The sequence below is a fragment of the Haloarcula montana genome (assembly GCF_035666295.1).
In the GTDB taxonomy this organism is placed as follows: domain Archaea; phylum Halobacteriota; class Halobacteria; order Halobacteriales; family Haloarculaceae; genus Haloarcula; species Haloarcula montana.
Genome location: NZ_CP142028.1, coordinates 267,369 through 281,036 on the forward strand (window position 1 = coordinate 267,369; position 13,668 = coordinate 281,036).

Annotated in this window: 10 protein-coding genes; 7 read left to right on the forward strand and 3 right to left on the reverse strand. The window is 65.2% G+C overall.

The window, feature by feature from the left end:
- Positions 1 to 314 precede the first annotated feature (314 nt).
- The 3 genes from VJ109_RS16990 to VJ109_RS17000 all read left to right on the forward strand — a co-directional run bounded on the left by VJ109_RS16990 (position 315) and on the right by VJ109_RS17000 (position 5,639).
- Positions 315 to 2,717 carry a right-handed parallel beta-helix repeat-containing protein gene (locus tag VJ109_RS16990; RefSeq protein WP_324760530.1) on the forward strand — a complete coding sequence of 801 codons (2,403 nt, stop codon included), beginning with the start codon at positions 315 to 317 and terminating at the stop codon, positions 2,715 to 2,717.
- Positions 2,718 to 2,832: 115 nt separating this feature from the next.
- The gene (locus VJ109_RS16995; RefSeq protein ID WP_324760532.1) at positions 2,833 to 4,134 is read left to right on the forward strand and encodes a sulfatase-like hydrolase/transferase; all 1,302 of its coding nucleotides are present in this window, start codon (positions 2,833 to 2,835) and stop codon (positions 4,132 to 4,134) included.
- Between the two features lie 53 nt (positions 4,135 to 4,187).
- Positions 4,188 to 5,639 (forward strand): right-handed parallel beta-helix repeat-containing protein, encoded by a 1,452-nt coding sequence (locus VJ109_RS17000; protein WP_324760534.1) that lies wholly within the window; start codon positions 4,188 to 4,190, stop codon positions 5,637 to 5,639.
- A 29-nt stretch (positions 5,640 to 5,668) separates the two neighbouring features.
- Here the strand turns inward: VJ109_RS17000 and VJ109_RS17005 are convergent, their stop codons facing one another.
- The 3 genes from VJ109_RS17005 to VJ109_RS17015 form a co-directional block, all read right to left on the reverse strand.
- Positions 5,669 to 6,661: a glycosyltransferase family 2 protein gene (locus VJ109_RS17005; protein ID WP_324760536.1), complete on the reverse strand. Its 993-nt coding sequence runs from the start codon at positions 6,659 to 6,661 to the stop codon at positions 5,669 to 5,671.
- A gap of 102 nt (positions 6,662 to 6,763) precedes the next feature.
- On the reverse strand, positions 6,764 to 7,111 hold the full coding sequence (locus tag VJ109_RS17010) for a DUF5658 family protein (protein WP_324760538.1): 348 nt from the start codon (positions 7,109 to 7,111) through the stop codon (positions 6,764 to 6,766).
- 67 nt (positions 7,112 to 7,178) lie between these two features.
- Positions 7,179 to 8,678, reverse strand: coding sequence for a lipopolysaccharide biosynthesis protein (locus VJ109_RS17015; RefSeq protein WP_324760540.1), 1,500 nt, complete (start codon positions 8,676 to 8,678; stop codon positions 7,179 to 7,181).
- Positions 8,679 to 8,979: 301 nt separating this feature from the next.
- Between VJ109_RS17015 and VJ109_RS17020 the strand changes: the two genes are divergently transcribed.
- The 4 genes from VJ109_RS17020 (at position 8,980) to VJ109_RS17035 (ending at position 13,648) form a co-directional block, all read left to right on the forward strand.
- Positions 8,980 to 9,966 carry a glycosyltransferase family 4 protein gene (locus VJ109_RS17020; RefSeq protein ID WP_324760542.1) on the forward strand — a complete coding sequence of 329 codons (987 nt, stop codon included), beginning with the start codon at positions 8,980 to 8,982 and terminating at the stop codon, positions 9,964 to 9,966.
- Positions 9,967 to 10,192: 226 nt separating this feature from the next.
- Positions 10,193 to 11,257, forward strand: a complete 1,065-nt coding sequence (locus tag VJ109_RS17025; RefSeq protein ID WP_324760543.1) for a DUF354 domain-containing protein — start codon at positions 10,193 to 10,195, stop codon at positions 11,255 to 11,257.
- Positions 11,254 to 12,384, forward strand: a complete 1,131-nt coding sequence (gene wecB / locus VJ109_RS17030; RefSeq protein WP_324760545.1) for a non-hydrolyzing UDP-N-acetylglucosamine 2-epimerase — start codon at positions 11,254 to 11,256, stop codon at positions 12,382 to 12,384. The genes VJ109_RS17025 and wecB overlap by 4 nt, the downstream gene beginning before the upstream one ends.
- A complete protein-coding gene (locus VJ109_RS17035; protein ID WP_324760547.1) occupies positions 12,377 to 13,648 on the forward strand; it encodes a nucleotide sugar dehydrogenase in 1,272 nt (423 codons plus the stop codon). The genes wecB and VJ109_RS17035 overlap by 8 nt, the downstream gene beginning before the upstream one ends.
- The last annotated feature ends 20 nt before the right edge of the window (positions 13,649 to 13,668 follow it).

The following is a 13,668-nucleotide window of genomic DNA, read 5'->3' on the forward strand; positions in this document are numbered from 1 at the left end:
CACCGGTCACAAAGGTAGCCTCTGACTAGACCACTACCGGCTTCGATCAGTCACACTGTAGCGCCGATACGGCCACGAGACCGACAGTAAGTGAGCCATACTGCCGGTAGGAGGGGTATACTGGACGCGGTATCGAGGAGTAGGCGGTGCCTGCGGCTGGGTTACCTTCACAGTCTGCTGCCGTACAGATTAGGCAACTCCGTCTCTACCCAGTAGGTAACTGATACGTATCCAGTTTCGAGCGGTACGTAGCCGCTCCCAACCGTCGCCGTCCCGTAAAAAGGGCCTTTACAGTAAGTAGATCATACCGACCCATGCCTCAAGGCAACGGTGACTTTCCCGACGATACGAACGAGAAAGGTACACCTACCGAGACAGACGAGAGCGATCGGCGATCGAAGACACCGCTCAGCAGGCGGCGGTTGCTCCAGATCAGTGGTGTCACCATTGCGAGTCCGTTCGCGATCGGGACCGCCGTCGGCGGAGCGTCAGATCACCCTAACACGATCGTGATCGACGGGACGGTCAGCGCAGCGAAATCCACCTACGAGTTCGCAGTCAGTGGGGGCGTCGAACCCCACTCCGAGACTGGCCCCACGGAGGTCAAAGACACGATCGACGGGAGTTCGGTCACGGGGGCCGTCCACCGCGATACGGACGCCTACCGATTTAACGGCGAGCTTACCTCGCTCGATGTCAATGGAGACGCGCAGGTATCCCTTTCCTACGGCGACGAGAGCGGTACTGAAGCGGACCGCTTGCAGCTCGTCGCCGAGAACGACACGTCGATCAACTACACAGTCACGACGACGGGCAAGATGGTCGCCGTAACCGACGGGGATCACCCCGTCGAAGAGGGTGACGAGGTCGTCGAAAACAGCGACGGGACCTGGACCGCCACGGGCTCGGTCGACACCGGAGAGGGCGACACCTTCGATTTCTGGGGAGAGATCGCGTCGATCAGTCCGATGGACGGCGAGTTCACACTCTTCGTGAACGGGAACGAGGTCACGTCGTACGAGTTGACCGGTGAAGACCCACCAGAGACACGCGAACACAGTTACTCCTTCGAGGGGACCGGCGACTCCTGGGCCGACTACTACCTTGAAGTCGAGGACGACGCGGACATGGTCGCCTCGACGCTGGACGGTGCAGTGATCGAGCCTGATTTCCACTGGGTCAGCGACGACGGGACCAAGGCCGCTGGCCGGGTCGATCCCGGCGAACGCCACGCCTACGAGTTCGACAACCTCGTCCTCGACGTGACTATCGAGGGCGAGGCCGACGCCTTCGTCGACGGCCGCGAATCGAACCTCGACTACTACCCTCAGGAGGGCGCGACCGGCGACGACTGGAAGGGCGGCTTCCCGTGGCAGGAGGTCGACGTCGAACGCGAACACAGTTACTCCTTCGAGGGGACCGGCGACTCCTGGGCCGACTACTACCTCGAAGTCGAGGACGACGCGGACATGGTCGCCTCGACGCTGGACGGTGCAGTGATCGAGCCTGATTTCCACTGGGTCAGCGACGACGGGACCAAGGCCGCTGGCCGGGTCGATCCCGGCGAACGCCACGCCTACGAGTTCAACAATCTCGTCCTCGACGTGACCATCGAGGGCGAGGCCGACGCCTTCGTCGACGGCCGCGAATCGAACCTCGACTACTACCCCCAGGATGGCGCGACCGGCGACGGCTGGAAGGGTGGCTTCCCGTGGCAGGACGAGGAGGAGCAGACCACGACATCGACCGACGGCCCAGTCCTCGGTGGCGGCCCCGGGTATCCGAACGCGGTGACGGAGTCCGACGCGGACTACGTCGTCAACTCGCGAAGCGAACTCGACAACGCGCTCGCGAGTGCGAGCAGCGGCGAGACCGTCTTCGTCCCCGGCGGCGAGCAGATCAGTCTGGGGGACCGGCGGTACGACATCCCGGACGGTGTCACGCTGGCGTCCAGTCGTGGCGTCGACGGCTCGTCGGGTGCCCTGCTCTACACGGATTCCGAGCCGTGGAAGTTGTTGACTATCGACGGCAGCGGACGGCTGACCGGCGTTCGCCTGAAGGGGCCTCACCCAGACGACGACACGAGCAAGGACTCCAGTGGCACTGGCGTCCAGACGTTCGGTGCGGGTGAGATCGACAACTGTGACATCTGGGGGTTCTCCTACGCCGGCGTCCGAGTCGCCAGCGGCGACGGCGCACACGTCCATCACAACGTCGTCCGCGAGAACAACACCGGTGGAATCGGCTACGGCGTCGCCGCCGAATCGGGAACGCCGACCATCGAGTACAACTACTTCAACTTCAACCGCCACTCGGTGAAGAGTGCCGGGGATAACCCGGGGTACACCGCCCGGTACAACCACTTCGGGCCGCAATCGACCGGTGGTGTCATCGACGTGCACGAGCCTGCTGGGGTGTCCCTCGAAGTGCACAACAACGTCGTCGAACCGGTCGTCAGCACGAGCGGCCACCGTGACCCGCTCCAGTCCATCCAGATCCGTGGCACGCCGGAAGAAGCCTACGATGTCCACGACAACTGGTTCTTCAACGATCTCGAACCGCGCGACTCCCCCGCCGGCTGGACCAACGAGGCGATCATCCAGGCCACCGAGAGCACCTGGGCGAACATCGACTGGTGGGACAACTACTACGGCGAGGACGCTTCCGTTGGCTACTCGGATGTCATCCCGGGCTACGACGGGTCCCGAAGCCCGTGAGTTCGCCCCCGCGCTGAAGCGCGCGGATTCCGCCGTGGGTAAGCGCGTGCTACCCCTCCGGTAGCAATCCTGTAGCCGGAGCATAACAATCCAGCAGAGCCCGAAACGGGGACCAATGACGAACGTCGCTGTCGTCGTTCTGGATACGGTACGGGCAGACGCGTTCGACGAGCAGTTCGACTGGCTCCCGGGCGCTCGGTTCGACCGAGCGTACTCGACCTCCCACTGGACGGTCCCGGCCCACGCATCGCTGTTTACCGGCCGCTACGCGAGCACGATCGGCGTCCACGGAACCGCGCCGACGCTCGACTGTCGGGAGCGGACGCTTGCAGAAGCGTTCAGCGACGCCGGCCACCGGACCCGCGCGTTCAGCGCCAACGCCCAACTCAACCAGTACGACGGCTGGGATCGCGGCTTCGACGAGTTCGTCCGCACGGCGAACCTCGGGCGGACCGACGATCGAATCTTCGATTGGGGCGCACATATCGAGGCGACCGAACCCGGGCTCTACCGAAACCTCTCCGGGCTGGCTCGCTGTTTCACCGAGGACGTGGATACGCGCCGATCGCTTCGCTACGGCTACGAGCTGTTCCGGACCGAGAGCTACGACGGCGGCGGAGCGGCGATCCGCAAGCGCGTGCGGGAGACGGAGTTCGGCGAGGACGAACTCCTCTTCGTGAACCTGATGGAGGCACACACGCCGTACCATCCACCGCCCGGCGGCTCCGATCCCGTGACCGTCGTCGTCGCCGAAGCTCTCGCCGGAACCGTCACCGATCCCGAGACGGTCCGGGCAGCCTACCGGGAGTCGGTCCGGTATCTCTCCGCGGTCTATCGAGACATCCACGCGGACCTGCTGGATTCGTTCGACTACGTCGTCACCCTCTCCGACCACGGGGAGTTGCTCGGCGAGCACGACCTGTGGAACCACTCGATCAGTCTCCACCCCGAACTGACGCGCGTTCCGGTCGTCGTCAGTGGCGAGGGGATCGAGACGACGCGGCGGTCCGAGGTCGTCAACCTCCTCGACGTGCACCGGACGATCGCCGCTCTCGCGGACGTCCCCGTCGAGTCGGCGGGGCGGGATCTCTTCGGGACGCTGGACCCGCGAGACCAGTTCGTCGAGTCCCACGGACTGCTCCCGTTCCACAGGGCACAGTTCGATCGGCACGGCCTCTCGGAGTCGCTGTTCGATCACTGGCAGACACCGCTCCACGGGTTCGTCACGCCGGACGGGACGTACTGTTACGAGACGGACCCGGAGGCGTTTCGCTGTCTCGGCGAGACAGCGCTCTCGGACCCGAAAGAGCGGCTCGAAGAACTGATCGAGGAGCTCGACAGACAGGCAGTGGTCGACGAACAGCCCGAGGTTACTGACGAGGTCAAACGCCGCCTCGAAGAGCTCGGCTACGCCTGATAGTCCTCCCATTACAAACCAGGAGTGGAGCCTCGACACCACAGGTCCCTATCATGAAACGCAGAGAGTTACTCAAAGCGGCAGGTGCAGCCGGGCTGACAGGACTTGCTGGCGTTGGACTGTACGTTTCTTCGAAGCAGGAGTCGGGTGATGGGTCCGACCAGCCGAACGGATCAGCGGAGGGGACCCCTGCCCAGGCCACGGGGACACCGGCCGAAAAGTGGCCGGAGTGGGAGGAGTTCGGGACGGTGGTCGATGCCGCCGCCGAGGGCGCCGATCCGACCGGCCAGCAGCCGGTCAACTTCCTCTTTGAGGAGTACGCTGACGACGACACACTCCTGGCGTTCGAGCCGGGAACGTATCGGATCGACCCGCTCACTGTGCGCGACCGGACCGGGTTCGGGGTGGTCGGCATCGGCGACGAACCGGCGACGTTCGTCCCGACCGATGGCGATTGCCACGGGGGCCAACCCTGGGTTTCGTTCGGCGGGATCGAGGACTTCCACCTCGAAAACGCCACGTTCGATTTCCGGAGCGCCTCGGGGGGCGGCCCGATACACCTCCTTCTCGGCGGGGAGTCAGTCGTCCGGAACGTGACCTGTCTCGGCTCCTGTTCGAACCAGATCTCGGTGCTCAAGGTGGAAGCCGACGACAGTGGGGCTGTCCGGTTCGAGAACCTCGTGGCCCGGAACACCGACGACAACCAGTCCCTGACTGGCCTCTTCGTCGGCAAGAACCACGCTGGCGACCTCCGCCTCGACGACTGTACCATCGAACGGTTCTCGGATAACGGACTGTACGCTTCCGCACCCGGCGGGGCTGGCGGTGGCAACGGACCCGTCCGCGTCAGCGGCGGCACCTATCGGAACAACAATGTCTCCGGCGTCCGCCTCGGGACGACAGGCTCCAGCGCGACGGACGTGAGGATCGTCGTCGATGCGGAGACCCCCGGGTCCGGCGGACTGAACGCCCGTGGAATCCGCCTACGAAACAAGTCCGGACAGGTGATCGACAACTGTTGGATTCGGTTCGGAGAGAACGCCCCCGAGAGCTTTGGCGGGATCGTCTGCCATGCAGCCAACGGCGGCGCGATCGTCAGGGATACGACGATCACCGTGGACAAAGCGTCGATCCCGGCTATCAGAACCTTCCCAGCCGAGGGGGCGACCGGCGAGACGCTGACCGTCGAAAACTGCACGATGTCCGGCAGCACGGGGGGTGGCGTCCTGGCACGGATCGAAGGCCGGGACGGCACCGTCTTCCGGGACTGCACGATCGAACACCGGGGGGAACAGCGACACGGACTTCGGTTTATCGACAGTTCGAACTGCCGGATCGTCGACTCACGAATCGACGTGACCGGTGACCCGGTTTCGGCTGAGAACGGGACGGTCACCGTCGAGAACAGTACGATCGTGCGCAACGGTACCGAGTACTCCGTCGAACAGACGACACTCGAAGACGAAACGTTCGAACCCGAACCGCCAGAGACCGCCCAGCCGTAGCGTTCTGGACCCGCTCACGCGACGTGTGCTTACGTGTTCTCGCCGTCGTCGACTGGGGCCGTGGCGGCCGGGACGATCGGCCCCTGCTGGACCGTCTCGACGCGTTCGGTCGGGAACGATTCGGGACGCTCTGGCGCGCCGACCATCCCTCCGACGACCCCGACGAGACCGAACAGTTTGCCGATCAGGAACCCGGCTCCACCCTTGAGGCCGCGTTCGTGGACGAGCACACCGGACGCCAGAACCGAAAGCAGGAGCCAGAGTCCGAACGCCGGACGGAACAGGACGGCGCCGACGCCGACACAGAGCCACGCGGCCAGTGCCAGTCGGTACCGGATTCGCCCGAGATGTTTTTTGAGGAGCCGCTTCGAGCCGATCGATCGGCGAAGCGCCTGTCCTGACCCGACGGTATATCCACGTTTGAGCCGCCTGAACGGCTCCGAGAGGGAGTTCCGCGACGTGTGTTCGGCAGCCACCTCCGGCAGACGGACGAGCGTGTATCCAGCCCCGGTTAGCTGGTACCCGAGGTGGATGTCCTCTAACGATCTGAGATACGGGTCGAACCCACCGACCGATCGGAGGGCGTCTCGACTGTACAGCGAGACTCCACGTACCGCATCCACTTCGATGGCCGTCGTCTCACTCGGGGGCGTGTCGAGATAGCCGTCGACCGCGCCGATGTCGGCCCGCCCCGCCAGCGTCGAGAGTGCCCGTTCGAGCCACGGTCGCTTGATGACCATGTCGCCGTCGACGAAGAGGATCGGGTCGCCATCCGTCGTCGCTGTGCCGATGTACCGACCCGCACCTGGCGTCGTCAGTTCGTCGTCGGGAATCCGGACGATCGTGACGGGGTATTCCGCCGCGATATCGACGGTCCGGTCCGTCGAATTCGAATCGACCAGGACGATCTCGGCGTCGACGAGGCCGTGGGTCGCAGCCAGGACAGACTCGATACAGTCACGGATACGCTCTTCCTCGTTGTAGGTCACGATCACGACCGACACGGGTGTGGTGTCGGTCACGTGTCTCTCACCGTCACTGTCCGAGTGTACGTGCGTTCCATCCGTGCTCGGACGGGGACGCGCTACCGGTTTGGTTATGGCTCGACTACGAGAGCGGACCTGTCAGGACAGCGCCACCACCGCGAGGAGTGCGGTGTTCCAGACCGTGACAGCGACGCCGACGACTCCCAGGCCAAGCGGAACACCCAGTCGATGCGGCCGTGGAACGTATCGCCAGAGAACGAACATCCCTCCGAGGAAACCGGCCTTCAACGCGAGCAACACCGCGGGTCCGTACTGTTCGAGGAGTGGGGCGACGAGCGGCCCCGTCTCGACGATACCGCCCGTATGGATACCGATCCAGGTCGTCGCGACGTCCCCGAACCCGTAGAAGACGACGGCGACCATCCACGATCGATCGAGCGCTGTCCACGGGCGGTCGTCGGACGCGAACTCGCCAGGATGGCTCATACGGATTCGCTACCGGCCAGTCCCACATGAGAACGCACAGACTACCGGGTCCGAACCGCCCCGGCGACTAGCGATCCGGTGTGATATCGAACTCGAACGGGACCGGGACCTTCGCGAGTATCTCGACGGTCTCCTCGACGTCGACCGCTCCGGTGACCAGTGCCGTGGCGGTGAAAACCCCCAGTCCGACCACCGGGACGACCAGTAGTGCCACGATGTCGGCCCCGATCAGGCGATCCAGGCCACCGATAACCAGCGCCGAAACGACGATCGTCAGGAGAACCCGCACCGGCCGGAGATCGACCAGCGGGTCGTAGCCGATCCGCCAGGACGCCCAGACGAGCAACAGGAACATCGACCCGTAGGCGATGCTGGTGGCGACCGCCGCGCCGTTGATGCCGTAGGCCCGGATGAGAACGGCGTTCAACACGAGGTTCCCGACGGCGGCGACGCCGACGGCGACGATCACCGTCTTCAGCTGGCCGGAGCCCTGGCAGATCGCCTGCAACGGACGGGCAACGGCGAAGCCGACGGTGCCGGGCAACAACAGGAGCAGCGGGGTCGTCGCGACGGCGAAGGGCTCGCCGTAGTACAGCGGGACGACACGATCCGCGAGTGTCCCCAGTCCCACGGCCAGAAGGAGGACGAGCAACGTCGTGTACCGGGTGACTCGGCCGGCGATCCGTGTGATCTGCTCGGTCGCCTGCTCGCTCCAGAGGGATGAACTGGAGTGCAACAGCATCGTCTGGAGGACCATCGGGACGATCCAGATGTACTCCGCCAGCGACAGCGCCGCCTTGTAGTAGCCGGTCGCCTCCCCGCCCACGAGCGTCCGGACCATGACGACATCGACGTGAAACAGGGACATCACGAGCAACACGAGGACGATGTTGAGGCCGTTGAACGAGAGGAACTCCCGGACGGGCAGCGACCGCGGGACATCGAACAGTCGACGGACGGATACCCGCCGGAGGATGACCCCTCCAGCGACGACGGCGACGAGGGCGTTGGCGGCGATGTGTCCGACCAGCATCCCGACGACGCCCAGTCCGGAGACGACGAGCCCGATACCGACCACGACGGTGACGGCCTTCTTGACGACACCGAGCGGCCCGTTGACGCGTTCGAGACCGAACCCGAGGAGGGTATGCATCGCGAATCCCCGGCACTGTCCGACGAGGACGAAGCCGGCGAGGATGTAGAGATACGGTGTAAAACCCGTTCCGAAGACGGCGGCGTACCCGGCCCGGGTGACGGCGACGAGGACGGCGCTTCCCACCACAGCTAACACCACTGCGAGCACGAAGTAGAACTGGAGGACCCGTTCGATCCAGGCCTCGGTCTCCCGTTCCTCGGCGACGAACTTCTGGACGCCCTCGGTGATCGCCGAACTGATCGGGATCATATACAACGAGTACATCGAGAGCAACACCGCGTAATCACCGTACCCCCCAGGGCCGAGGAGACGGACGATGATCGGCGTCGAGACGACCGCCAGAACAGTCGTGAGCATCTTCGGTCCGATCAGCGAGAGGAACCGACCGAAGAATCCCCGTGTTCCCGTCATACCCGCTGACCGTTCGGCGCTGTTTCCATCACGATATGTGGCCGTCTCGCCGAGCGAACGCCGGACGGTCGACGGTACCGATCGATCGGCGACACAGCCAGTCGGTTTGCACACGGCCATCCGGGAGCCCAGACACCGCTGGATGATCCGACAGACACCGCACGCGAGAGGTTCATTCGGTTACACCAACCACGTTACAGTGGTAGTTATTGGTCGGCTACTCTGGGTGAGCGGCGTCGTCGGTCCGGACCGGCAGGAAAGGATGGCATAACAAAACTGCCGGCAGCGCTGTCTCCAGCCAATGGACTCTCTGGCCGAGCAGGAGCCGGACCCCCGGCCCCAGGCAGGCGACCACCGTCGCGTCCTCAATCTGGTAACGACGAGGACAACGTTCTATACACAACAGATAGAGGCCCTCGACGCGATCGGCGTCACCTCCCGGACGCTCGCTGTTCCGGGGAGCCACAACCGCGACGACCAGGGTGGCAATTCGCGGTCGCTCACGGATTACCTCCGGTTCTATCCGACTGCGCTCTCCGAATCCTTCGGGCGGTACGATCTGATCCACGCCAACTACGGGCTGACGGGGCCTGTGGCGCTCGCTCAACCCAACAAGAAGGTAGTACTTTCGCTGTGGGGGTCGGATCTCTACGGCCGGTACGCTGCCGTCTCCGAACTGTGTGCTCGCCTGGCGGACGCCGTCATCGTGATGAGCGAGGAGATGGCCGCGGCCGTCCCCGCCGACTGTCACGTCATCCCCCACGGCGTCGACTTCGAACTGTTTCGCCCTATCGCGCAGTCGACGGCGCAGTCCGACCTCGGCTGGGACCCCGACGTGGCCCACGTCCTGTTTCCCTACGCGACCAGCCGGCCGGAGAAGGACTTCCCACGGGCCGAACGGGTCGTCGAGGCCGCCAGGGAGCAGATCGACGGGAGGGTCGAACTGCACGCGATACACGGCGTCGATCACGACCGCATACCGGTCTACATGAACGCCGCCGACACGCTCCTGTTGACATCGAAACACGAGGGGTCGCCCAACTCCGTCAAGGAGGCGCTGGCCTGTGGATTGCCGGTCGTCTCGACGGACGTGGGGGACGTTCGCGAACGACTCGCCGGCGTCTCGCCCGGCGGCGTGGGACAGACGACCGCCGAACTGACCGCGGAACTGCTCGAAGTCCTCCGGCAGCCTGGCAGGCGGTCCAACGGCCGCGAGCAGGCACGCGATCTCAGTCTGGAGCGGATGGCCCGCCGGATCGACGAGGTCTACGACAGCGTCCTCTCGTAGACACACGGGAACAGCTATCACGGCGCTAAGGCCGCGTATCGGCCGCTTCGACCGTTCTATCTGCCGTTTTCGTCCGAAAGTTCCGCATAACAAAACCCCGAACGGCGGACCCACTAGGCGAAGCAATGCTACACGAACTTCTCGCCGGTCGGCCACCGTGTGCTCGCTCGCCGGACGGACGACGCGGTCGTCCGGCTCCAGAACGCCAACGCGCACCACTGCGGACATGAACGTCGCCTTCGATATCGGGCATCCGGCACAGGCACACCTGTTCAGGAACGCGATCACCGAACTCGTCGACCGGGGTGCCGAGGTGACGGTTCTCTCCCGGGAGAAGGAAGTGACGACGGCGCTGCTCGACGCCTACGGGATCGAGCACACGCCGCTGTCGACGAACCGGGGCCGACTCGGTGGGTTTCCCGGGCTCGCCGTCGAGTGGGGCCAGCGAAGCTTCCGAGTGGTTCGCTCGCTTCGGGCCGCCGACCCTGATGTCGTCGTGAGCCACGTCAACCCGCCAGCAGTGTACGCCAGCCGGCTTGTCGGCGCGACATCGATCGTCTTCACCGACGTCGAAGTCACCCCGCTGATCTCGAACGTCACGTATCCACTCGCCGATGTCATCTGCACGCCGGAGAACTTCGGCCACGATATCGGCTCGAACCAGCGTCGCTACAACGGTTTTCACGAGCTGGCGTATCTCCACCCCAGCCGGTTCGAACCCGACCCGGCGCGACTCGCGACTCACGGCGTCGACACCGACCGACCGTACAGCGTCCTCCGCTTCGTCGGCTGGGACGCCTACCACGACGCCGGGCAGGAAGGCATCTCCACCGCGACGAAACGCGAGCTGATCGAGCGGCTGAGCGAGCATGGGCCGGTCTACATCACCAGCGAGGCCGACCTCCCGCCGGACCTCCAGCAGTACCGGCTCCCCGTTCCACCGCATCTGGCACACGACCTGCTCGCGCACGCGAACCTCTACGTCGGGGACTCACAGGCGATGGCCGCCGAATCCGCCGTTCTCGGGACGCCGGCGCTCAGGCTGAACAGCTTCGTCGGCGACGACGACATGTCGAAGTTCGTCGAGTTAGAGGAGGAGTACGGACTGCTGTTCTCGATCCAGGACGAACGGGAGCTGGTCGACCGCGCCGAGGCGCTCACGACCGAGGACAGCGCGGCCTGGCGGTCGAAACGGGACGCGCTCGTCGCCGACAAGATCGACGTGACGGGGTACATGCTGGAGACGATCGGCGAGGCGGCCGGCGAACCCCGACAGCGGGTGATCGCATGAAGCTCGCGATCGTTCTTGGCACCCGGCCCGAGATTCTGAAGCTGCTCCCCGTGATCAGAGCCTGCCAGCGGCGCGACATCGAGTTCACACTGATCCACACCGGCCAACACTACTCGGAGGGCCTTGACGAGGTCTTCTTCGAGACATTGGACCTCCCGCGGCCGGACCATCACCTCTCTGTCGGGTCGTCCACGCACGGCGAACAGACCGGAGAGATGTTGATCGAACTGGCGTCGCTGTTCGAAGCGGAGGCCTTCGACGTGGTCGTCGTCCAGGGCGACACGAACACCGTTCTCGCGGGGGCGCTCGCGGCGAGCAAACTCGACACCGAACTGGCTCACGTCGAAGCCGGCCTCCGGAGCTACGACCGGGAGATGCCCGAGGAGACCAACCGGCGGTTGACCGATCACGTCTCGGAGTACCTCTTCGCGCCGACCGAGGATACCCGGGTAAACCTCCGTGAAGAGGGGATACCCGACGAGCGTATCTTCGTGACGGGCAACACCGTCGTCGACACGGTCCTGAACAACCGGCAACTCGCAGCCGACCGGAGTACGGTCCTCGACGAGACGGGGATCGGGGACCACCCGTTCGTCCTGCTGACGGCACACCGGGCCGAGAACGTCGACGATCGCGACCGGTTCGCCGATATCCTCGACGGTGTCAGTCGGTTCGCCGCACGAGAGGGCCTGACCGTCCTCTACCCCATCCATCCGCGAGCACGGAAGCAGCTCGAAGCGTTCGATCTCACGCTCCCGGCGGAGATCCAGCTCCTGGACCCGCTGGGATACCTGGAGTTTCTCGCGCTGGAAGACGCCGCATCGCTCGTGGTCACCGACTCCGGCGGCGTCCAGGAGGAGGCCTGTATCCTCGGGACCCCCTGTGTGACGGTTCGGGACAGTACCGAGCGCCCGGAGACCGTGGACAACGGCGCGAACGCTCTCGCCGGCACCGATCCGGACAGTATCGTGCGGGAAGCCGAGGCCATGAGCCGGTCGACGGGGGAGTGGGAGAACCCCTTCGGCGACGGGAACGCCGGCGAGCGGATCGTCTCGACGCTGGTCGACGCCGTCGCCGAGAGCCCCGACAAACACCGCCCGGTCCAGGAGGTGCGAACCGATGACTGACGCCGACGTCTGCGTCTACGGACTCGGCTACATCGGCCTTCCGACGGCCGCCGTCTTGGCGGACAGCGGCCACGATGTCACGGGGTACGACGTGGACACGGAACTGCTCCGATCGATCCGGGACGGGACTGTCTCGATCGGAGAGCAGGGGCTGGAGGCGCTCGTCACGGAGGTCGTCGCCTCCGGCGCGCTCTCGGTGAACGAGACGCCCGTCGAGGCCGACTACCACGTGATCTGCGTGCCGACGCCGCTGGACTCCGCGGGGCAGACCGCCGATCTCGGGATGGTCGAGGCGGCGACCGAGGACGTCGCCGCCGCGTTGACGCCCGGATCGACGGTGATCCTCGAATCGACGGTCCCGCCGGGGACGACGACCGGGACCGTCAGCCCGATCCTCGAAGCGAGCGGGCTGGTCGCGGGGACGGAGTTCGGGCTCGTCTTCTCGCCCGAGACGGTCCTCCCGGGGAACATCCTCAGGGAGCTGCGTTCGAACAACCGTATCGTCGGTGGGATCGACGACGCCTCGACCGTCGCCGGGACCCACCTCTACGAATCGTTCACCGACGGGGAGATCCACGAGACCGACGCGACGACGGCGGAGATGGCCAAGCTGGCACAGAACACGTTCCGTGATGTCAACATCGCCTACGCGAACGAACTCGCGAAGATCGCTCACGGGAACGGCGTCGACTCGGCGGAACTCGTCGACCTCGCGAACACCCATCCGCGGGTGACGGTCCACCGCCCGGGGCCTGGCGTCGGGGGCCACTGTATCCCCATCGATCCGTGGTTCCTGATCGAAGATACCGACCACGACGCGCTCATCGGGACGGCCCGGCGCGTGAACGACTCGATGGTCGACTACGTCGTCGAGATGCTCCGCGGGGAGGTGGGGCCGCTTGCGGGCCGGACGGTCGGCGTCCTCGGCCTGGCGTACAAAGGCAACGTCTCGGACGCCAGAGAGAGCCCCGGGATGCGGGTCGTCGAGCGCCTCCGCGGGGAGGGTGCGACGGTACTCGTCAACGATCCCCACGTCAGCGACGAAGCCATGGAGTTCTCCTCGCTGGACGACCTGTTCGATCGATCCGACGGCGTCATCGTCACCACGGACCACGACGAGTACGCCGCGTACACGCCACCCCAGCAGGCCGAATCGGAGGCGCCGGTATTAGAGGACGGCTCGGGCGACCTCATCGTCGACACGAAACGCGTGCTGGACCCGGAGGAGTGGACCGCCAGCGGCTATCGACTCGTCCAACTGTGATCCGGTCGCGGTGACGAGGG

Coding starts and splice junctions, on each gene's coding strand:
- VJ109_RS17015 (WP_324760540.1), bottom strand. CDS start 8,678: ATGACGGGAACACGGGGATTCTTCGGTCGGTTCCTCTCGCTGATCGGA.
- VJ109_RS17035 (WP_324760547.1), top strand. CDS start 12,377: ATGACTGACGCCGACGTCTGCGTCTACGGACTCGGCTACATCGGCCTT.
- VJ109_RS16990 (WP_324760530.1), top strand. CDS start 315: ATGCCTCAAGGCAACGGTGACTTTCCCGACGATACGAACGAGAAAGGT.
- VJ109_RS17010 (WP_324760538.1), bottom strand. CDS start 7,111: ATGAGCCATCCTGGCGAGTTCGCGTCCGACGACCGCCCGTGGACAGCG.
- VJ109_RS17020 (WP_324760542.1), top strand. CDS start 8,980: ATGGACTCTCTGGCCGAGCAGGAGCCGGACCCCCGGCCCCAGGCAGGC.
- wecB (WP_324760545.1), top strand. CDS start 11,254: ATGAAGCTCGCGATCGTTCTTGGCACCCGGCCCGAGATTCTGAAGCTG.
- VJ109_RS17025 (WP_324760543.1), top strand. CDS start 10,193: ATGAACGTCGCCTTCGATATCGGGCATCCGGCACAGGCACACCTGTTC.
- VJ109_RS16995 (WP_324760532.1), top strand. CDS start 2,833: ATGACGAACGTCGCTGTCGTCGTTCTGGATACGGTACGGGCAGACGCG.
- VJ109_RS17000 (WP_324760534.1), top strand. CDS start 4,188: ATGAAACGCAGAGAGTTACTCAAAGCGGCAGGTGCAGCCGGGCTGACA.